This is a genomic window from Lipingzhangella rawalii (assembly GCF_031628175.1).
GTDB classification, from domain to species: domain Bacteria; phylum Actinomycetota; class Actinomycetes; order Streptosporangiales; family Streptosporangiaceae; genus Lipingzhangella_A; species Lipingzhangella_A rawalii.
Genome location: NZ_JAVLVT010000001.1, coordinates 535,309 through 554,631, shown reverse-complemented (window position 1 = coordinate 554,631; position 19,323 = coordinate 535,309). Strand labels below are relative to the sequence as shown.

The window sequence follows — 19,323 nt, the reverse complement described above, 5'->3', positions numbered from 1 at the left end:
CCTAGCGCCCGAGTGCACCGGTGCGCGCCGTGCGCGCCCGGGACCTGTCCCGGAGCAGGTGTCGTCCGCGCCGGAGCGGGCTCACACTGCGGGATCGAGCTCCCCGGAGACGGCCGCGGTGAGGTCGTCCAGCACCCGGTGTGCCGCCGGATAGCTGGCGGCCCCCCAGTGGTCGAAATCGACCGCGTACAGCCGGCCGTCGGCCACGGCGTCCAGGTGGGCCCACATCTGGTCGTCGAAAATCTCGGGTGCGTCAGTGTAGCCACCGCTGGCGAAGACAAACACGAGGTCGCCGTCACCGTCCTCGAGGTTCTCGTAGCTTTCGGACACGAAGTCTGTGCCGCCCTCGGCCTGGTCCTGGAGCTGGCTCTGGGGCCGGTCGAAGCCCACATCGGCCATGATCTGTCCGGGGAACGAGGCGGGAGTCTCGAAGCGGATCTCGCTGTCGCTTTGCAGCCGCACCAGCGAGACCTGCGTGTCCTCGGCCGGCCCGATGGTGTCCCGCACCGCCTCCCGGGCGTCGTCTACGGCGTCCCGGTAGTCGGTGGTGACCTGCTCGGCCCGCTCGTGAGCGTCGAGAACCTCGGCGACCTCGGTGAGGTGATCACGCCAGGATTCGGTCCCGCTCCACTCCAGGAGCACCGTGGGGGCGATCTCGTTGAGCTCGTCCACCCGTTCGGCCTGCGTGCCGTTCTCCGTGGCGACGCCGAGGATGAGATCGGGGGTGGTGGCGGCCAGCTCCTCGAGGTTGAGGTCCTCCTCGGCCAGGGAGTTGGACACGATGGTGACCTCGTCGGCCACGTCCGTGGCCTCGGGCGGAAGGAAGGGGGTGAGGCCGCCGTCCTCGGCGCCCGGATCTCCCAACGCGGCGGTGGGGGAATGGCCGTTGCGTCGCAGCGGCGAGGGTGGGGCGCCACAACACGGCGATGTCGTCGGGGTCGGCTGGAACCTCGACGTCGCCGTTGGCGGCGGTGATGGTGCGTGTCTCGGATGGCTCGGACTGCGCACCCGGGTCGTTGGCGGCGGTGCAGCCGCTGCTGAGGACGAGAAGGGCACTGGTGGCGGTAGCGCCGGCCCGGGGCAGGGCGCCTGGGCGGGAGCGGGGGTGGTGATGCACGGCCAACCTCTCCGTAAACCGAGAACTGTAAGAGGCAAGCCTATCCTAATTAAATCTGGAGATGGGTGTCCCGGCCAGTCACCGGGTCGTCCCGACACCCTCGTGTGGCCGACCGGGAGCCATGATCGGTCGGCCACACGAGGGAGTGGGGCGCGGCGCCGTTTCTGTCGGTGCGGCAGCGCCGCTCCCTGACCCGAAAGCGCTCCAGAACCACGCCCTAGTCGTGCGGGCCGGCCGCCGGCCCCAGGCGTGTCACCATCGTGGTCACGAAGGGACGGAAGCCCTCCCGCTCGTAGAACCTCATCGCTTCCTCGTTACCGCTGACCGCGGCCAGTTCCAGGTCGCTGATACCGGAGGCTCCCAGCTGACGGCGCACCTCCTCCAGTAGCGCCGAACCCACCCCCTGGCGACGGTGTTCCGGAGCGACGGTCAGGGTCTGGAGCGTGGCCACCCGCTCCCCACGGTTCCAGGATCCTCGCCGATCCTGCTGGACGGTGACCATGGCGTAGCCAAGCTTGGTGCCATCGCGTTCGGCGAGAATCGCCAGGGTGTCCGGCTCGGCCAGCCACGCGGCGTAGTGGCGGCGACGACGCTGCCACGATTCGTCGTCGTTCACCGGGCTGATCAGGTCGTCCAGATGGGGCGTGCTGGCAACGTGATGCCGGTGCAGCCCCTGCCACAACTCGGCGAGCTCGTCGACCTCGCTGGCACGCAGGTAACGGAACCTCAGCATCCCGGACACCGATGGGTTCATCGTCGGAGAAATTGTCATCTTCTTCCCCCAGCCTGTCCCACACGAGGAGTACGACCGACCCGAATCCCTTCGGGTGTATTGCCTGATGTGTTCGATGGTATGCGCGGCCGTGGGGGCAGCGGCAGTGCCGCGCCAGTAAACAGCAGAACGAGATCCTATTCAGGAAACTTTTATCATTTTTAATGTTTGCTGGGTGTCGCGTGAGAGCCGCTGCACCACAACGCCTCAGTGCGCGGACGAATCGGACTCCGGAGAGGCCAGCACCCGGGTCGCCGACTGACGCAGACAGCGAGCCACCGTCCGGATCGGTGGCCAGGACCACTCGCCCCCACGGGCGACCAGGAACACTCGACGTACCCCGCCGAGCGCACCCAGGGGCGTGAGGCGCGTCTCGGGCGGGGGCTCACCCCCGTCCGGCAGTCCCAACTGCGGCAGGATCCCCACCCCCAGTCCGGCACCGATCAGATCCAGGTGGAGGTCGAGATTGTCCAGCCGATGCCGAATCAGCGGGGTAAACCCCGCGGTTACGCAGATGCGCTGGACCAGCTCGTCCTCATCACTGCCCTGTGAGTTGGTGATCCACGCCGCCTTGGCCAGGGAGCGCAGCCGCGCCCGGGTTGCCTGACGTCCCTGGGCCGCCGGAGACTCGCTGCGGGCCGGTTCGGCCAGATACAGCGGTTCGTCCCCCAAGACGGTCCGATTGAGTCGTTCGGGAACCGTGCGGGGAACGAGACTGTACTCGTACACAATCCCGAGGTCAGCCGTCCCGGACAACAGGGCAGCCAGGGCCGGCTCCGGCTCCAGATCGATCAGCCGCACATCCACGGCCGGGTGATCCACCCGCAGCTGGCGCATCGCCGGAAGCGCGATCGCCGTAGCGGCGGAGACAAAACTCACCAGACGCACCACACCCGTGGGGGTCGTATCTCCCTGGAGTTCGGCCTGGGCTGCCTCGATCCGTTCCAGAATCCCCACCGCGTGCTCCACCAGACGCTGGCCCGCCGGGGTGAGCCGAACCCGACGTCCCTCCGGGACCAGCAGCCTGACCTGCGTCTCTCGTTCGAGTACCGCCAGATGCTTGGAGACCGCAGACGTGCTCATACCTGTGACCTCGGCCACTGCGGCCATAGTCCCAAGGCGCTCCAGCTCCACCAACAGCCGCAGTCGAGTGACATCCATCCACTCAAACTACATGATTTATGATCTAACAGTTCGTGGACAGCAACAAAAAGGAGCACTGAAATGGAGGGATGACCATATCGCCCCTCGTATTCATGCAGCGGATCGTCGCCCACACCCCACCAGCGCTGCTCCTCGTCGCCGGTATGGTCCTACTCCACACCGGTAGCGCGTTCGCGGTACACCTCTTCGACCCGGTCGGTCCCGCCGGTGTGACCTGGCTGCGCCTGAGCTGGGCGGCACTGCTCCTCCTGGCCCTGACCGCACACCAGCTCCGCTCCATCCTGCACCGGATGAGCCGTCGGGATCTGGCCGCGGTCCTCGCCCTCGGCCTCGCCAGCGCGGGAATGACCCTCAGCTTCTCCGAGTCCACAGCCCGCATCCCCCTGGGCACCGCCAACGCCCTGGAATTCCTCGGCCCTCTTGCCGTGGCCCTGCTGGCCCTCCGCCGCCGTCGCGACCTCGTGTGGGTCCTGGCCGCCGCGCTGGGCGTCGCCCTGCTCACCCGCCCCTGGAGCGGCGCCGTCGACCTGGTCGGTGTCGGATACGGTCTCGCCGCTGCCAGCTGCCTGGCCCTCTACATCCTGCTGGGGCAGCGCGTCGGAACCACCATCGGCGTCGTGCCCGGGTTGGCCCTGTCCATGGCCGTGGCCAGCCTCGCCAGCGCACCCCTGGGCGCCCCGCAGGTCGTCCACCACGCAGACCTCAACCTCATCCTGGCCACCCTTGGCATCGCACTGCTCTTCCCCCTGCTGCCGTTTCTCATCGACCTCCAGGTGCTGCAACGCATGCGCAGCGGCACCTATGGCACTCTCATCAGCCTCGAACCCGCGGTCAGCCTGACCCTGGGCGGCATCATCCTCACCCAGATCCCCGTTCCCGGACAGCTGGCCGGGCTGGCCCTGGTCATCCTCGCTGGAATCGGAGCCGCCCGTTCCGACCCCAGCGCAGCACCCGCCAACCAGCCCGGCAGGGACCCCCACACCAAGCCGAGCCCACCCCACCCCAGCACTCCGGCCCGACCCGCGGAGAACACCCCTCAACCCCTTAACCACGTTGGAGCCGCCCACCCCGATCGACTAGGGTCACTCCGTTATGACCACGAGCACCGATGTCGAACTGCTGCGGACCTATGAGCCGATCCTCGCGTTCACCAAAGGTGAGCTGTTCTTCCCCACCGATGTCGACGGATACGTGCGCTGTTGCAGCCTGTGGCGGGACCTCCCAGGCGGATCCGAAGAACAGCTCGTGCCCGCCGGCGAACTCACCCTGGAACGCCTCGCCGACGCCGAACAGGAGTGGCCCGGCCAAGATCTGCATCTGCGCTTCGTCCAGGAAGTGTCCCTGCGCGAGGAGGCCCGCCACTTCCACCGCACCGTACGCCCCGTCATCCCCCGCAGCGGACGTCTCGCCGCGGTCGGCGTATTCGGCCGCGTCCTCGACGTCCTGATGCGCCTGTCCCTACTCATTCGCGGCGCCGTTCCCGGGGGAGTGGCGGCGGCCGCCGCCACCCGCTACCGGAAACACCTCGACAGCGACGCCGACACCGCCCCCTACTACGGTCGCGTTGTCCGCGAAGGCGGCTACATCGTCTGCCAGTACTGGTTCTTCTACGCGATGAACGACTGGCGCTCCACCTTCGGGGGAGTCAACGACCACGAGGCCGACTGGGAAAAGGTCACGGTCTATCTGACCCAGAACGAGGACGGCATTACCACCCCACTGTGGGTGGGGGCTTCCTCGCACGAATACGTTGGCGACGACCTCAGGCGCAGCTTCGACGACCCCCACCTGCACCGCAGCGGCGACCACGTCATCGTCTACTCCGGGGCGGGCTCCCACTCCCACCAGATGCAGCCGGGGGATTACCTCATCCAGGTGGACCCCGCCTTCCTGCGTGGCCTCGTGCGCGCCTGGCGGCGGCTGGCCCACCGCATCCTCCCCGGAAGTAGCCCCACTGGCCGGCACGGCATCGGCGTCCCCTTCGTGGACTATGCCCGCGGCGACGGAACCCACATCGGCCCCGGCTGCGACCGCACCTGGCAACCGACCGTTATCAGTGAGGAAACCCCCTGGGTCATCGGGTTCCGCGGCCTGTGGGGACGGGACACCGGCGACTGGTTCGACGGGGAACGCGCTCCCAGCGGCCCCCGCTACGAACGCGACGGCACCCCGCGGCGATCCTGGGTGGATCCCCTCTCCTGGGTGGGACTGCACAAGACACCCCCCGACGAGACCAGCGCCCGCCAACACCTCACACAACGGCTGAACGAGCTCGACACCCAGATCGCCGAGCTCGACACCCAGATCGACACCAGCCGAGCGGAACTGCGCCGCCAAGCCAGCGCACGCACCGTCCTACGCCAGCACCCCGAGGCGCGCAGCCGGGTCAACGCCTACACCCGCCAACTCGACGAACAGGAACGCGAACTCGCCGACACCTACCGCAGACGCGCCCTGCTCGCTGACGAGCGCGGCGCGCACCAGCGGGCCCTCGAGCGCGGGGACCCGATCGTCGACCCTCCCACCGCCCACCTGCGCGCTCCGCACGTCCCCTACGCCTCCGGCCAGCACCGACAGACGCGGTTCCTGCACGTCTGGGCGGCACTGAGTACCCCCCTGCTGATCATCGCCCTCGGCGCCCTGCTGATCTATCCCGGACCGCAACAGCTCGCCACGGGTACCGCCGTCAGCACAGCGATCGGGGTGGTTGTGCTGTTCGCTGCCTTCGACGCCTGGGCGCGCCGCAAACTGCGCTCGTTCCTGGCAGTGCTTGCGGTACTGGGAGTGGTCTCCGGTGTGCTGGCCGGTCTGATCTGGGCGTTCCTGTGGAACTGGCAGATCTCGATCATGGTGCCCATCGCCGCGGCGGTGCTGGTGCTCCTCGTCGTCAACGTCCGCGACCTGCTACGCGGCTGATCGAGGCACCCCCCACAAAAAGAAATCTACATTGTAAAGACCGCTGAGGTGTAGCCCCTTACTACAATCCAAACGCACAGCAAAACAACCGCCACCGGTTCAGCGGCCTGGGTCTGCTCATCGGCAAACCAGGGTGCCGTGTCCTCCCGGGGGAGTTCCTCGATTCACGCCGCGCCGGCAGGACACTGGGGAACCCGGACTGCCCACGCCGGTGTTCACATGTTGATCGAGGTCACGGGGCCACCGCCAACCCAACTACGTCTGCGCACCCTCACCCACCAACAGCTCGTCCAGCAGGTCCTGGAGGGTCACCACACCGACATGACGCCCACCGGTCACCACCAGAGCCAGATGCGAACGCTGTTCCCGCATCGTGCCCAGTGCCGCATAGATCGGCATGGCCGCATCCACGGTGCGTACCGGCCGCATCAACCCCGCCGCCGTCACCGTCGGGGCACTCGTCAACGCATCGCGAACATGCAGCACACCCAGGGGACGCTGCCCATCACGCACCACCAACCGAAGATGCCCGGTATCCCGCGACACCCGCTTGATGTCGTCCACGGTGGCATCCGGGCCAACCGCGGCCAGATCCCGCCACGGGGTCAACACATCAGAAACCGGCCGCGAGTTCACCTCCAGCGCCGTGGCCAGCACCTCGCGCCGATCCTCGCTCAGCGCCCCGGCCCGGGCGGAATGATCAACCAGCTGGCGTAGGTCGTCCGGGTCCCGTCCTGAGGCCACCTCGTCCACGGGTTCCACCCCCACCCGGCGCAGACACCAGTTCGCCATGGCCTGGAGCGCCACCAACGCCGGACGTGTCAGCCACATGAACGCGCGCATCGGCAGGGCCAGTGCCGTCGCCGACCGCTCCGGATGCGAAATCGCCCACGATTTCGGAGCCATCTCGCCGACGACCAGGTGCACAAAAGTCACCACCACCAGCGACAGCACGAATGCCACCCCGTAGCTGCCCGCCGCGGGCAGCCAGCCGAACCACGGCTCGAGGAGCCGCTGCACCGCCGGCTTCGTGATCGCTCCCAGCGCCAGCGTGCACAACGTGATGCCCAGCTGGGACCCCGCCAACAACATGGACAGATCCCGCGCACTCCGCAATGCCGCCCGCGCCGAGGCACTGCGGTGCGCCGCCTCCTCCAGCCGATAGCGGCGTGCGGCGACCAGTGAGAACTCGATGGCGACGAACAGGGCACTCAGGCCAACGATCAGCACCGACACGGCCAGCGCCAGCCACGGGTTCAGCTCACTCATCAGACCATCCCCCCGGACTCACTCCCCGCATGTGCCGCATCCTGCTGTTCCAGGCGCAGATGTACCGTGGCCGGGACATGCCGGTCGATCTCTCCGACGGTCAGGGTGAGCACCCGACGTGGTTCCCCTTCACTGGGCACCTCCACCGGAAGCTCCACCGTGACCCGGTCTCCCGGCTCCGGAAGTCGCCGCAGCTCGGCGATGACCAAGCCTCCGATGGTCTCGTAGTCGCCGGGCGGCAGATCCTGCGAGATCAACCGTTCAACCTCGTCGACGTGGATGGCGCCGGGAACCAGCCAGGTCCCCGCACCGGTTGCCCGGGCCGTGACTTCATCGGTGGGATCGTGCTCGTCGGCGATCTCCCCTACAAGTTCCTCGGCGACATCCTCTGTGGTGATCACCCCGGCCAGGCCACCGTACTCGTCCACCACGCAGGCGAACTCCTCACCGGAGGCGCGCAGCTGCACCAGTACTCCGGGCAGCGGCAGCGAGGCCGGAACCCGAAGGGCGGGACGCACGAGCTCGGACACGCTGGTCGTTTCCGTGTCCGCAGACGTCAGCGCCAGCACATCGCGCAGGCAGACCACCCCCACAACGTCGTCGACGTCGCTTCCCACCACCGGGAACCGGGAGTGCCCCGAGGCCATCAGCTCCACCACGCGCGAGACACCATCGGTGGACTCGACCGTCACCACCTGGGGGCGGGGAATCATGGCGTGCGCCGCAGTGCGGTCGTGAAACTCCAGTGTGCGGTCCAGCAGGGTGGACAGTTCTGCGGGCAGCGTGCCGCTCTGACGAGATTCGGCAACGATGCGTTCCAGATCGCGTGGAGTCGCCGCGTGTTGGACATCCTCGACCGGCTGGATCCGGACCGCACGAAGCAGCAGGATAGCCGCCTGGTCGAACAGCCAGATCACCGGACCGAACACCCGCAGATAGATCCCCGTGGACAGGGCCAGTCGGCGTGCGATCGGCTCTGGCCGGGCAATGGCCAAGTTCTTGGGAAACAACTCCCCGAACACCATTTGCAGCACGGTCGCCAGAATCAGCGCGACCAGGGTTCCCAGGGTCAGACCAACCGTCGCGGGTACACGGTCGGTGGCCAGGGACAACAGATCGGCAATGCCGGAACCGATCATGGGCTCGGCCACGTAGCCGGCGAGCAGCCCGGTCACGGTAATCCCGAGCTGTGCTCCCGACAGCATGAACGAGGTGCGAGCCGTGACGCGCAACGCCCGGCTGGAACTCACATCCCCCGCGGCGGCCCGTGCCTTGAGGCGGGAACGGTCCACCGCCATATAGCCGAACTCCTGGGCCACGAAGTAGCCGTTGGCGGCGATGATCAGGACGACGACAAGGATTCCGAGGACAAGACTGGCGAGGATCGACGGGATCTCGACCATCACGCACGCACCGCCTCGGAAACGCTCATCTCGATGCGTGCGCTGCCTGGTGAGGGTGGGTCTGGGTCGGGGGCGAGCGCACAGCCTCCACTCGGGAGGCTGCCGCTACTTCGGGACGGGTCCATTGTCCTCTCTTGGTCGCTGTCGCTGCTGTACTGGGTGAAACGCTGTCCGGGACCGACGTGCTTCCCCAACTTCGGTGTAGGCATTATGGGGCTACGGTCAATTCTTGATGAACCCCCGGTTCCGGATGACCCGCTTCACCCGGCCGCGGGGCCGTGTGCACCGTTAACCGTGGGCTCCTCGAGCCGTTCCCACTCCCGCCGCCGAATCTCGGACAGCGCGATGGCCGTCGCCACAGCCACGTTCAGAGATCCCACCCGGCCCAGCTGGGGAATGTAGGCGGCGGCATCGACCGCAGCCAGCAGCCCTGGGGAACAGCCATGATCCTCGGCCCCCACGGCCAGACAGGTATCCGGCCCCAGCGGCACCTCGTGCAGCGGGTGCGCATCATCGGTGAGCTCCAGAGCGAGTACACCGTAGCCCGCGGACCGCGCAGCCGTCACAGCATCGGGGGCTGTGGGGGAGCGGTACCACGTCAGCTTGCGTTCCGAGCCGAGTGCGCTCTTGCCCACCCCGGGGTGGTCGATATCGGCGGTGTTCCCAGCCAGCCACACTTCGGTGACCCCCAGCGCCGCGGCGCTGCGCAGGATAGACCCGAGATTGAAGGGTTGGGTTACCGACTCGACGATCAGGGCCGCACGGCCGTTGGTGTGCCGGCGCCACTGTCGGTTCAGCCGCTTGACGTCGGTGGGGCGCAGTTGCTTGCTCACTGCCAGGCGTTCCTCGTGCTCCAGGGATGGCCGGGACTGGGATCCTACAGCTTAGGTGATGCTGGTCGGGGCGTCGACGCGGAGTACTCGGTAGCCGGAGCGCGAGGCGATGCGAGTACAGGGGTAGGACTGGGTTTCCAACCAGCGGTGGAGGGTGTCCGCGCCGAGATTGCGCTGGACGACGAGGTGGGCGCTGGCCGTGGGGGCGAGGCGGGCCAGCCACGTGGTCAGGAGATGGTGGAGGGCGGGCTTTCCGATCCGGATCGGTGGGTTGGACCACAGGGCCGCGATGTGCGCGGGAGCCTGTTCTGCCTGGACATCAAGGTGATCGTCCACGAGCATCGGATCTGAACCCACTTTGAAATCTACGTTGTAAAGGTGGTTCTGGTGAGCATTATACCCCGCTAACTCCACAGCCCGTTCATTCACATCCACACCCAACACCGACGCCTGCGGGGCCCGGCTGGCCATGGTGAGGGCGATTGGCCCGTATCCACATCCTAGGTCCACCAGAGTGCCCTGCCGAGGTGGGGGAGGAACCGTCTCCAGCAGGATCCTGGTGCCCAGGTCGACGTGGTCCGCGGAGAACATTGCGCGGTCGGTGCGCAAGGGGAGATACAGATCGGGCAGCACCAGGGAGACCGTACGCGGCTCACTTCCGGTCTGCGGATCCGGGTCGAAGTAGTGCGGCGTCACGCCGTGACGCTACCAGGGCCTGTACCTGGATCCCGACGCTCTTCCGGTTTGTGGTGTGGCTACGGTGTTGCGTGGGCGCGAATGGTGCACAGGTGATGGCTGGCTGAAGGGAGACACCAGGTGAATCGATTCGGTGGCAGGGTTGCGATCGTCACGGGTGCGAGCCGTGGCATTGGACGGGCAATCGCACAGCGGATTCTGGAGGAGGGAGGATCGGTAACCATCACGGCCCGGTCGGAGGAGCCGCTGTACCAGACCGCGGCGGAGCTGGGTGGCGAGGATCGGGTGCTGGCTGTTCCGGGAAAGGCGCACGACTCCGATCACCAACAGGATGCGGTGCACCGTGCGATCGACGCGTTCGGACGCGTGGACATCCTGGTCAACAACACGGGAATCAACCCCGTGCTGGCACCGGTGCTCGATGTGGAACCAGCCGCCATGGCGAAGGTCTACGAGGTCAATGTGATCGCCGCACACCAGTGGGTGCGAACTGTGCATCAGGCGTGGATGGCCGAGCACGGGGGAGTGGTCGTCAATATCGCCTCGATCGCGGGCCAGTTCCCGTCCCCGGGGATCAGTGCCTACGGAGTGACCAAGGCTGCACTGATCAATCTGACCCAGCAGCTGGCCTTCGAACTGGCTCCGGGGATCCGGGTGAACGCGGTGGCGCCCGCGGTTGTCAAGACACGGTTTGCCGAAGCACTCTACACCGACAATGAGGATCAGGTCGCTGCGGGATATCCACTGCGTCGTCTCGGCACGCCGGAGGATGTCGCGGGGACGGTGGCGTTCCTGGCCTCCCCGGATGCGGAATGGATGACGGGACAGGTGCTCACCCTGGATGGGGGAGTAACGCTGGGTGGTGGCCTGGGTTAGGAGTTCTTGTCCGGGTTTGCGTGCAGCGTCCCGTGTGCATACCCAGAGCAGGGGGATCGGCGTGGGGTGCCATCCGGGCCGGTTCACGGTGCACACCGGACAAGAGGGTGAGCGTCATGCACACCACGAAGCGTTGGAACGTCGACATTCTGGTGTCTGAGGAGGCCGAGGGGAACCAGGCCTACACCTGGGCTGAGGTGGGGTTGGTGTCTCCGGACCTGCCGAATCTGCGGGGGCATGGGGTGGCACGTAAGCACCCCGAGGACATGGATGTTCCCGAGATCGGGGAGGAGCTGGCCGTGTCGCGAGCACTATCAGATCTCGCACGGCAGTTGCGGCAGGCGGCCTGGCAGGACATCGGCGAGAGTACGGGTATGGCCGGGATTCCGCTTCAGCGGTAGCCGGCAGGACACCGGGGGTGTATCTCCTCGGTCAGGGGTGGCGACCTGAGCGGACGCGCCACCCCTATTTTGTTTAGTTCATTAGTTGGTCGCTGCGCCACGTGCACGCCGGACCTGGTTCCTGGTGTCCATAACTCTAGATTTTCTGTGTTTGTGCTGGCCATGGCATTTCTACGATCGACCTTAGTTAAATCGACGAAAACGCCGAAATCTGCAACCTGATTCCTTCGTGGAAATTTCTCGATCCCTGTTGCATATGCCATGGCCACAGGGGTACGAATGGTTTCGGCTGTGATCGCCTGATTGCATTTAGTTGGCAAGAGAGTTCTCGTGGTCGGTGCGTCCTGAGGTTTGTCTCATTCTGAATAATGCAAGCGGGATCAGTCGGTAGCAGGATTATCCGTTCATCGATCGTAGATTCTGGTTGGTGGTGTGTGGTGTCTGAGTTTGGTGCTGTGGAGTCGGGGTCGGGTTCGGTGAGTGTGGGCACGGCTGCGGCGCGTCAGTTGGCGACGACGACGAAGTCGGTGCCGCAGATGGCGGGGATTTCCTCGCGGTGGTTGTTGCGTGTTCTGCCGTGGGTGCAGGCCTCGGGTGGGGTGTACCGGGTGAATCGGCGGTTGAGCTATGTGGTGGGCGACGGTCGGGTCGCGGTGGATTCTTCGGATGGGGTGGCGCGGGTGATTCCGCAGCAGCTGGCGGAGTTGCCGTTGTTGCGGGGGTTTGCTGACGAGCAGGTATTGGGGGAGCTGGCGCAGCGGTTCAGCCATCGGGAGTGTGCCGCGGGAGATGTGATCGTGCGGGCAGGAGACGCTGCCGAGGAGGTGGTGGTGGTTGTGCACGGCAAGGTGGCTGAGGTTGGTCGTGGTGAGTACGACGATGGGGTGGTGCTCGACGTTCTGGCCGATGGCGACCACTTCGGGGACCAGTCCCTGGTCGAGGATCAGGCTGTATGGGAATTCACGGCCACCGCCCAAACCCACTGCACCCTGCTCCCCTCACCCGCACCGACTTCGCCACGGTCCTGGAGCAGTCCTCTTCGTTGCAGCACCAGGTAACCCGCTATCTCGACCAAACCCGCCGCCCGACCAACGACCAGGGTGAGGCGTTGGTTGCGGTGGCGTCGGGGCATTCGGGGGTGGCGGAGTTGCCGCGGACGTATGTGGATTATGAGGTTCGGCCGCGGGAGTATGAGCTGAGTGTGGCGCAGACGGTGCTTCGGGTGCATTCGCGGGTTGCGGATTTGTTCAACGATCCGATGGACCAGGTGGAGCAGCAGCTGCGGTTGACGATTGAGGCGCTGCGTGAGCAGCAGGAGCAGGAGATGCTCACCAATCCCGAATTCGGTCTGCTCCACCAGGCCGACCTGAGTCAACGCATCCACACCCGCACCGGACCCCCCACCCCCGACGACATGGATCGCCTCCTGTCCCGTCGCCGTAAGACCAAGGTTCTGCTGGCGCATCCGCGGGCGATTGCGGCGTTTGGGCGGGAGTGCAGCCGGCGGGGGGTGTATCCGGCGAATGTGGATATGGCCGGTCAGTCGGTTCCGGCGTGGCGGGGAGTGCGGCTGCTGCCGTGTGACAAGATTCCGGTGTCCTCGACCCGAACCTCCACGATCCTGGCAATGCGCACCGGCGAGGATCGCCAGGGCGTCATCGGCCTGCACCAGACCGGAATTCCCGACGAGTACGCCCCCAGCCTGTCCGTGCGTTTCATGGGCATCGACGAACAGGCCCTGATCTCCTACCTCGTCAGCGCCTACTACTCAGCGGCCGTCCTCGTCCCCGACGCGCTCGGCCTCCTCGAACACGTAGAAATCGGCCGAGAGGACGAGCGATGGCAGTGACACACTCGAGCCGCAGCGCGATCGCGCAGATCCACGAACGTGCCCGCATCCGGGACCTGGTCGAGCCGGAACTGCGGGCAGCGGTGGAGAGCCTACCGTCGGGAGTGCGCCGGGTTGCCGGGTATCACTTCGGTTGGTGGGATGCCGCCGGTGTCGCGCAGGAAGGAGGCTCGGGAAAGGCGGTTCGCCCCCTGCTCACCATGTTGGCGGCCGAGGGGGTACACGGGGACGTTCGCTCAGCGGTTCCCGCCGCGGTCGCAGTGGAACTGGTGCACAACTTTTCCCTATTGCACGACGACGTGCTGGACGCCGATGAAACGCGCCGCCACCGCCCCACTGCCTGGACCGTATTCGGCACGGATGCCGCGATCCTGGCCGGAGACGCACTGCTGAGCCTGGCACTGGATGTTGCGATGTCGGGACACGGGGCGGCATCGACGGCATGTGCCCGGACGTTGAGTGCTGCGGTCCAGGAGCTGATCGCCGGGCAGGTGGCCGACCTCAGCTTGGAGCGCCGGGTGCAGGTCGAGTCGGCGGAGAGCCAGGAGATGGCCCAGCAGAAGACCGGGACACTGTTGGGTTGTGCCGGGGCCATGGGGGCACTGGCGGCGGGGGCTTCGGGGGAACGGGTAGCCGCGCTACGCAGTTTCGGCGTGTGTGTCGGGATGGCATTCCAGCATGTGGACGACCTGTTGGGGATCTGGGGAGACCCTCAGGTTACGGGAAAGCCGATCTATGCGGATCTACGGCGTCGGAAGAAGAGTCTTCCCGTGGTGGCGGCGCTTACGTCGGGGACGACTCCCGGCGACGAGCTTGCGCGGATGTATTCGCAGCCGGAGCCGCTACGAGACGGGCAGCTGCCGCGGGCCGCCTGGTTAGTGGAGGAGGCGGGGGGTCGGCAGTGGTCGCAGGAGCAGGCGCGACTGTTACGAGAGCGGGCTGTGGGCTTGGTTGAGGATGTGGTTCCTGTGCATGCGGCGGCTCGGGATCTGCGGGCCTTGGCGGTGGCCCTGACGAGCCGGAGTTGTTAGGCCGATGTGCGATCCGGACCGATCCGGGGAGTGGGCCGTCGGTGTCGGTGAGGTCGGCCTGGCTCGTCCTCGCGGCCCACGGTCTTCCGGGGCGTTTGGTCCGCGTGGTGGCTAGTGGTTGGGGTGTGGGTCGAGCAAGCTTAGTCCGTGCCGGGCGGTGGGGGACAGCGGCAGTGTGGCCAGGTGGTCGGTGGTGAACCAGGCAGCGGCACAGGTGGAACCGGTGTGTTCCCTGACGTGTGGGGCACAAGGATCAGGGATGTGTACCCGCTGGAAGATCCACACAGCCGCGATGTCGGCTCCTGGGCTCATGAGTCGGGACCCGCGCATGCGGTATGGATGGATCGCCAGGAGCGGGCCGATGTGGCCCTGCTGTCCGGTTTCCTCGCGGAGTTCGCGGGTCAGTGCCTGGGACACCGTTTCGCCGTGCTCGACCCCACCACCGGGCAGGTGCCAGTACCCCGCGCCGGGGTATCCGGGCGAGATCCGGGTGAGGAGCACGCGTCCGGCCGGATCGATGGCCAGGCCATAGCAGGACAGACGCCGCAGCTGGGCACAGTCGTGGCTGTCCCTCTCGGTCAGCAGTTTGTGGGGTGGCGGACAGGACAGACGCCGCAGCTGGGCACAGTCGTGGCTGTCCCTCTCGGTCAGCAGTTTGTGGGGTGGCGGATCCGCGCCGTGCTCGGTAATCGGGGACTCGGATCCGTTCGGGCGCCACCAGTGGATGTGAGCGGTGGGGAACGATGGAAGTGAACACGTGTACACAAGACGGTCAATGTGCAACTGTAGGGGTCGGCCACAGCCGTCGTGTCCGTCACCGTCGGAGTCGGGCACGTCGAGGGTGGTGAATTCGCTGTGCACCGCGAGGGGGTGCAGCGGGGTATCAATGCTCACTTCGAGGCTCGTCCGGGCTACATCAGCGGGATCTGCACCGAACGGGACACTTGCCCCGGGTAGGCGTGGCTGATCCGGGTCCGGGTGTAGGGCGATGTGGCCGGTGGGGGTGCGGGCTACGAGCTGCGCGGTGAGGCGTCGCAGTCGGCGGTGGTGGTTCGGTTGGGTCATGGGAGGCGGGAGAACCAGGCTAGGGAGGCGACCGCGGTGGCCAGGGCGAGTACCAGTGCGGCGGCGACGAATCGAGTGACGATTTCCTGGCGGACGGTTTCTGATCCGAGGGCGCTACCCACGTCGTCATACACCTCTTCGAGCTCGATTTCGGACTCGGCTTCGTAGAAGTTACCCCCGGTGTCGGCGGCTAATCCCCGAAGTTCGTCTTTGTCGATGTCGGCTTCGACCAGTTGGCCGTCGAGTTCGATCAGGCTGGCGCCGGTGCCGAAGGCGATGGTGGATACGGGGACGTCGGCGGTGTGTGCGGCGTCGGCGGCCAGGGGAACCGGGCGGCCGCTGTTGTTCTCGCCGTCGCTGAGCAGGACGATGGCGGCGGGTGGGGCGTCGTCGGGGTTGGTGGTGGTTTCGGCGTCGAAAGAGTCGATGGATTGGAGGGAGGCGAATACGGCTTCGCCGATGGCGGTGCCCGGGGACATGCGTAGACCGTCCACGGAGTCGATGATGGCCTGGTGATCTTGTGTGGGGGAGGCGACCACGGTGGCGGTGGCGGAGAAGGCGACGAGGCCGACGTTGAAGCGGTCGGGGAGGGTGTTGACGAAGTGGGTGGCGGCGTCCTGGGCGGCGGTGAAGCGGTCGGGAGGGACGTCGGCGGCGGCCATGGATGGGGATACGTCGATGGCGATCATGATGGTGGCGCGTTCTCGTGGTACATCGACGTCCATGACGGGGCGGGCTAGCCCGAGGATCAGGGTGATGCAGGTGAGGCCGAAGAGGGCGGCGGTGAGGTGACGGCGCCATCCGGGGCGGTGGGGTGCCACTTGTTCGAGGAGGGAGAGGTTGGTGAACTGGGCGGCATAGCGGCGTCGGCGGCCTTGGAGGAGTACGTAGGCGGCCGTGAGTGCTGCTGGTAGTACCAGCAGCCACAGCCAGCCTGCGGCAAGGAACGACATGGGGCATCCCTCCTAGCGTGCACGCGCCGTGCGGTGCGCGAGGTGTGCCACTCGGCGCTGGCGTGCGACGAAGGCGGCGATGTCGCGGATCCAGTCGCGGTCGGTGCGTAGGACCAGGTGTAGGGCGCCGGTGCGGCGGAGTGCGTTGTGGGTGGTTTCGCGGTGGTGTAGGGCGGCGGTCCGGTAGGTGTGGCGGACGTGTGCGGAGATGTACACGTCGCGTACGCGCCTGGTTTCGGGGTCGCGGAGGGTGATCCAGCCCAGGTTGGGGATGTCGAGTTCGCGGGGGTCGAGGATTTCAATGGCTAGCACCTGGTGGTGTTGGGTGAGTTGGCGCAGGGCCGGTTCCCAGGTGTGGGGGGTGAGGAAGTCGGAGATGATCACGCGTAGGCCGCGGCGTCGTTGTTGGCGGGTGAGATCGTGGAGGGCGCGGGCCAGGTCGGTGTCGCTGCTGTCGGTGGGGGGTGGGAGGGAGTTTGGGGGGTGTTGTGTGGTGCGGTGGGCTCGGTGGAGCAGGTTGAATACGGCTTGGGGGCCGGAGCGGGTGGCGTAGCGGTCGTGGCCGCCGGCGTGGAGTACGTGCAGGCCCAGGCGGTCGCCGCCGCGTTGGGTCAGGGCGTTGACGGCGACCAGGGCGCCGAGGGCCACCTCGCGTTTGGTGTGGGCGGCGGTGCCGAAGTTCATGCTCGGGGAGAGGTCGAGCAGGGTCCAGGACTCGAGTTCGCGGTCGGCGACCAGGTCGCGTACGTGGGCGGTGGTGGTGCGTGCGGTCAGGGCCCAGTCCATCAGGCGCACATCGTCCTGGCCGGGCTGGTAGGCGCGGGCTTCGGCGGTCTCGCTGCCCTGGCCCAGGCCGCGTCCCAGATGTTCGCCGTGGAGTAGGCCGTCCAGGCGGCGGGTGATGGTGAGTTCCATGCGGCGCAGTGCGTGGTGGGAGCGCACCATATTGCGGGGGAGCGTAGCGGAGGGGAAATCCGGGCTCATATCCGGGCTCATAGGGGTGTCGTTCCGGTTCAGCGGCGGGCCGCGACGGGCTGGTCTCCGGCGGTGGGGGGGTCGTCCCAGATGACGCGGGGGGCGGGGACGGTGGCCACGATTCGGTCCACCAGCTGGGTGGCGGTGACGCCGTCGGCCAGCGCGTCGAAGGTCAAAACGAGCCGGTGGGCCATGACGTCGCTGGCGAGGTGGCGCACGTCGTCGGGCAGTACGTAGTCGCGTCCGCGGAGCAGAGCCAGGGCTCGGGCTGCGGCGACCAGCCCCAGGGACGCGCGTGGGCTTGCCCCGATCTCGATGATGCCGTCGAGTTCGGGGAGTCCGTAGGTGGCTGGTTCGCGGCTGGCCATGACCAGCCGTACGACATAGTCGGCGATGAGCTGGTGTACCTGGACCCGTTCGGCGTCGGCCTGCAATTCGGCCAGAGTGAGCGCGTCCAGGATTCGGTGGGCCTGGGGGGGTTCGCGGCTCATCCGGCGCAGAATCTCGAGTTCTTCCTCGGCGGTGGGGTGCTCGACCACGACCTTCATCAGGAATCGGTCACGCTGGGCCTCCGGAAGTGGATACACCCCTTCGGATTCGACGGGATTCTGGGTGGCGATCACGATGAAGGGGTCGGGGACCGGGTAGGTGGTGCCGCCCACGGACACCTGGCGTTCGGCCATCACTTCCAGCAGGGCCGACTGCACCTTGGCCGGGGCGCGATTGATTTCGTCGGCCAGCACGAAGTTGGTCACCACCGGGCCGAGCTCCACATCGAAGCGCTCGGTGGAGGGGTGGTAGATCCGGGTACCGACGATGTCGGAGGGGACCAGGTCCGGGGTGAACTGGATGCGGTGGAAGTCTCCGCCTGTGACTTGGGCGAGGGTCGCCACCGCGAGGGTCTTGGCCACTCCGGGAACTCCCTCCAGTAGGCAGTGCCCCTTGGCCAGCAGCGCCACCATGGTGCGTTCCACCATGCTGTCCTGTCCCACGATGACCGTACTGACCTCACGCAATGCGGCACGCGCCAGGCGGGTCGCCTCCGGGGAGGCGTTCATGTCATCGGGCTGGACCTCGTCTGCCATCGCCGTCCCTTCCAGCAACATCCTCGCCTGGATCCGGGGTCGCCACCGGTGCCTTGGGTACCTTGGGGCCCGAACCACGCATCCGTGACCCTACCCGCTGCGCGGCAGGCGACAGCCCCGATCCTGATACTGCCGGAGGAGCACCTGTCCACCCCACTCGCCGACACCGACCCACGCCAGCTTGGGGCCTATCGACTTCGGGGCCGGCTGGAGACCCATCCGGCCGGTATTGTCTATACCGCCATCGATGCCGGCGGGCACAGCGTCCACGTGGCGATGCTGAACCCCGGTGCAGCTGCTGACCCTGCCGTTCGTTCCCGCTTCACCAGCGCTGTAACCGCCGCTGCGACCGAGGCGAGTGTGCCCCGGATTCTGGCGGCCAGCACCCGGAGCACCGCCACCGCATGGGCGGCCCTGCCGGCTCACAGCCCCACCATGGGGATCCGGCTTTTGGACACCGCTGCGGCCCTGGACGAGGTCGACGAGGTCACAGTCCCTGCGGGGCCCACCTACACCCCACACTGGACCGCGTCCGACCAGGCCGCCGCCCCCCACCGCTGGGATTCCCGCCCTGCCCCGGGGGCACCACCGGCCACCCACCGCCCCCACCCGGGTGTGGTCCTGGGGCTTGTCGCCATGCTGCTCTTGCTGATCACCGTGTTGGTTCCGGTGTATCTCGCCCTCAGTTCCCTGCGTCCCGACCCGGCCGTGGAAACGGTGCCGGCACCCAGCCCACAGCCCGCACCCGAGTCCCCAGACGACGAGGACAACGGTGTGGACGAGGAGGACGGGGGAGAGGAGCCCGACTCTGTACCCGAGGTTCCCCTCGACGACCACGACATCACCCAGATGCCCACCCCCGCGCAGAGCCCCGAAGATCTCGCCTGACCAGCTGTGTGCAGGGCACCCTGCTGGCAT

Annotated in this window: 17 protein-coding genes and 1 pseudogene; 7 read left to right on the top strand and 11 right to left on the bottom strand. The window is 67.0% G+C overall.

Annotation, left to right across the window (positions count from 1 at the left end; translation table 11 throughout):
- Positions 1-81: 81 nt before the first annotated feature.
- The 3 genes from RIF23_RS02495 to RIF23_RS02485 all read right to left on the bottom strand — a co-directional run bounded on the left by RIF23_RS02495 (position 82) and on the right by RIF23_RS02485 (position 3,050).
- On the bottom strand, positions 82-864 hold the full coding sequence (locus RIF23_RS02495) for an ABC transporter substrate-binding protein (RefSeq protein ID WP_310910673.1): 783 nt from the start codon (positions 862-864) through the stop codon (positions 82-84).
- Positions 865-1,334: 470 nt separating this feature from the next.
- The gene (locus RIF23_RS02490) at positions 1,335-1,889 is read right to left on the bottom strand and encodes a GNAT family N-acetyltransferase (protein WP_310910672.1); all 555 of its coding nucleotides are present in this window, start codon (positions 1,887-1,889) and stop codon (positions 1,335-1,337) included.
- Positions 1,890-2,096: 207 nt separating this feature from the next.
- Complete coding sequence (locus tag RIF23_RS02485) at positions 2,097-3,050, bottom strand: LysR substrate-binding domain-containing protein (RefSeq protein WP_310910671.1); 954 nt, start codon at positions 3,048-3,050, stop codon at positions 2,097-2,099.
- A 71-nt stretch (positions 3,051-3,121) separates the two neighbouring features.
- On the opposite strand from RIF23_RS02485, the gene RIF23_RS02480 reads away from it, so the two are divergent.
- Together RIF23_RS02480 and RIF23_RS02475 are read left to right on the top strand one after the other, a co-directional pair.
- Positions 3,122-4,186, top strand: a complete 1,065-nt coding sequence (locus RIF23_RS02480; protein WP_310910670.1) for an EamA family transporter — start codon at positions 3,122-3,124, stop codon at positions 4,184-4,186.
- Positions 4,146-5,969, top strand: coding sequence for a hypothetical protein (locus tag RIF23_RS02475; protein WP_310910669.1), 1,824 nt, complete (start codon positions 4,146-4,148; stop codon positions 5,967-5,969). The genes RIF23_RS02480 and RIF23_RS02475 overlap by 41 nt, the downstream gene beginning before the upstream one ends.
- A gap of 255 nt (positions 5,970-6,224) precedes the next feature.
- Here the strand turns inward: RIF23_RS02475 and RIF23_RS02470 are convergent, their stop codons facing one another.
- The 4 genes from RIF23_RS02470 to RIF23_RS02455 form a co-directional block, all read right to left on the bottom strand.
- Complete coding sequence (locus RIF23_RS02470) at positions 6,225-7,238, bottom strand: hemolysin family protein (RefSeq protein WP_310910668.1); 1,014 nt, start codon at positions 7,236-7,238, stop codon at positions 6,225-6,227.
- Positions 7,238-8,641, bottom strand: coding sequence for a hemolysin family protein (locus tag RIF23_RS02465; RefSeq protein WP_310911215.1), 1,404 nt, complete (start codon positions 8,639-8,641; stop codon positions 7,238-7,240). Before RIF23_RS02465 ends, RIF23_RS02470 begins: the two co-directional genes overlap by 1 nt.
- A gap of 260 nt (positions 8,642-8,901) precedes the next feature.
- Complete coding sequence (locus tag RIF23_RS02460; RefSeq protein WP_310910667.1) at positions 8,902-9,474, bottom strand: TrmH family RNA methyltransferase; 573 nt, start codon at positions 9,472-9,474, stop codon at positions 8,902-8,904.
- Between the two features lie 51 nt (positions 9,475-9,525).
- Positions 9,526-10,170 carry a class I SAM-dependent methyltransferase gene (locus RIF23_RS02455; protein ID WP_310910666.1) on the bottom strand — a complete coding sequence of 215 codons (645 nt, stop codon included), beginning with the start codon at positions 10,168-10,170 and terminating at the stop codon, positions 9,526-9,528.
- A 120-nt stretch (positions 10,171-10,290) separates the two neighbouring features.
- On the opposite strand from RIF23_RS02455, the gene RIF23_RS02450 reads away from it, so the two are divergent.
- From RIF23_RS02450 to RIF23_RS02435, 4 genes and pseudogenes are all read left to right on the top strand, one after another.
- On the top strand, positions 10,291-11,046 hold the full coding sequence (locus RIF23_RS02450) for an SDR family oxidoreductase (RefSeq protein WP_310910665.1): 756 nt from the start codon (positions 10,291-10,293) through the stop codon (positions 11,044-11,046).
- 116 nt (positions 11,047-11,162) lie between these two features.
- Entirely contained in the window at positions 11,163-11,447 is a 285-nt protein-coding gene (locus RIF23_RS02445; protein WP_310910664.1) for a DUF1876 domain-containing protein, read from the top strand.
- Between the two features lie 437 nt (positions 11,448-11,884).
- Positions 11,885-13,296 (top strand): annotated as a pseudogene (locus RIF23_RS02440) (family 2B encapsulin nanocompartment shell protein).
- Positions 13,287-14,327: a polyprenyl synthetase family protein gene (locus tag RIF23_RS02435; protein WP_310910663.1), complete on the top strand. Its 1,041-nt coding sequence runs from the start codon at positions 13,287-13,289 to the stop codon at positions 14,325-14,327. Before RIF23_RS02440 ends, RIF23_RS02435 begins: the two are co-directional and overlap by 10 nt.
- Before the next feature lie 111 nt (positions 14,328-14,438).
- Here RIF23_RS02435 and RIF23_RS02430 read toward each other — a convergent pair whose 3' ends face one another.
- From RIF23_RS02430 to RIF23_RS02415, 4 genes are read right to left on the bottom strand one after another with little or no spacing between them, the layout of a single operon-like run.
- Positions 14,439-15,392, bottom strand: coding sequence for an NUDIX hydrolase (locus RIF23_RS02430; RefSeq protein WP_310910662.1), 954 nt, complete (start codon positions 15,390-15,392; stop codon positions 14,439-14,441).
- Positions 15,389-16,345 carry a VWA domain-containing protein gene (locus RIF23_RS02425; RefSeq protein WP_310910661.1) on the bottom strand — a complete coding sequence of 319 codons (957 nt, stop codon included), beginning with the start codon at positions 16,343-16,345 and terminating at the stop codon, positions 15,389-15,391. The genes RIF23_RS02430 and RIF23_RS02425 overlap by 4 nt, the downstream gene beginning before the upstream one ends.
- A 12-nt stretch (positions 16,346-16,357) precedes the next feature.
- Positions 16,358-17,329: a DUF58 domain-containing protein gene (locus tag RIF23_RS02420; protein ID WP_310910660.1), complete on the bottom strand. Its 972-nt coding sequence runs from the start codon at positions 17,327-17,329 to the stop codon at positions 16,358-16,360.
- Between the two features lie 29 nt (positions 17,330-17,358).
- The gene (locus RIF23_RS02415) at positions 17,359-18,405 is read right to left on the bottom strand and encodes an AAA family ATPase (RefSeq protein ID WP_310910659.1); all 1,047 of its coding nucleotides are present in this window, start codon (positions 18,403-18,405) and stop codon (positions 17,359-17,361) included.
- An 84-nt stretch (positions 18,406-18,489) separates the two neighbouring features.
- Between RIF23_RS02415 and RIF23_RS02410 the strand changes: the two genes are divergently transcribed.
- Entirely contained in the window at positions 18,490-19,293 is an 804-nt protein-coding gene (locus tag RIF23_RS02410; protein ID WP_310910658.1) for a hypothetical protein, read from the top strand.
- The last annotated feature ends 30 nt before the right edge of the window (positions 19,294-19,323 follow it).

Excerpts from the sequence above, each read along its gene's own strand:
- RIF23_RS02425 (WP_310910661.1), bottom strand. The coding sequence starts at position 16,345 with ATGTCGTTCCTTGCCGCAGGCTGGCTGTGGCTGCTGGTACTACCAGCA.
- RIF23_RS02445 (WP_310910664.1), top strand. The coding sequence starts at position 11,163 with ATGCACACCACGAAGCGTTGGAACGTCGACATTCTGGTGTCTGAGGAG.
- RIF23_RS02430 (WP_310910662.1), bottom strand. The coding sequence starts at position 15,392 with ATGACCCAACCGAACCACCACCGCCGACTGCGACGCCTCACCGCGCAG.
- RIF23_RS02490 (WP_310910672.1), bottom strand. The coding sequence starts at position 1,889 with ATGACAATTTCTCCGACGATGAACCCATCGGTGTCCGGGATGCTGAGG.
- RIF23_RS02485 (WP_310910671.1), bottom strand. The coding sequence starts at position 3,050 with ATGGATGTCACTCGACTGCGGCTGTTGGTGGAGCTGGAGCGCCTTGGG.
- RIF23_RS02435 (WP_310910663.1), top strand. The coding sequence starts at position 13,287 with ATGGCAGTGACACACTCGAGCCGCAGCGCGATCGCGCAGATCCACGAA.
- RIF23_RS02420 (WP_310910660.1), bottom strand. The coding sequence starts at position 17,329 with ATGAGCCCGGATTTCCCCTCCGCTACGCTCCCCCGCAATATGGTGCGC.
- RIF23_RS02480 (WP_310910670.1), top strand. The coding sequence starts at position 3,122 with ATGACCATATCGCCCCTCGTATTCATGCAGCGGATCGTCGCCCACACC.
- RIF23_RS02475 (WP_310910669.1), top strand. The coding sequence starts at position 4,146 with ATGACCACGAGCACCGATGTCGAACTGCTGCGGACCTATGAGCCGATC.
- RIF23_RS02415 (WP_310910659.1), bottom strand. The coding sequence starts at position 18,405 with ATGGCAGACGAGGTCCAGCCCGATGACATGAACGCCTCCCCGGAGGCG.
- RIF23_RS02465 (WP_310911215.1), bottom strand. The coding sequence starts at position 8,641 with ATGGTCGAGATCCCGTCGATCCTCGCCAGTCTTGTCCTCGGAATCCTT.
- RIF23_RS02470 (WP_310910668.1), bottom strand. The coding sequence starts at position 7,238 with ATGAGTGAGCTGAACCCGTGGCTGGCGCTGGCCGTGTCGGTGCTGATC.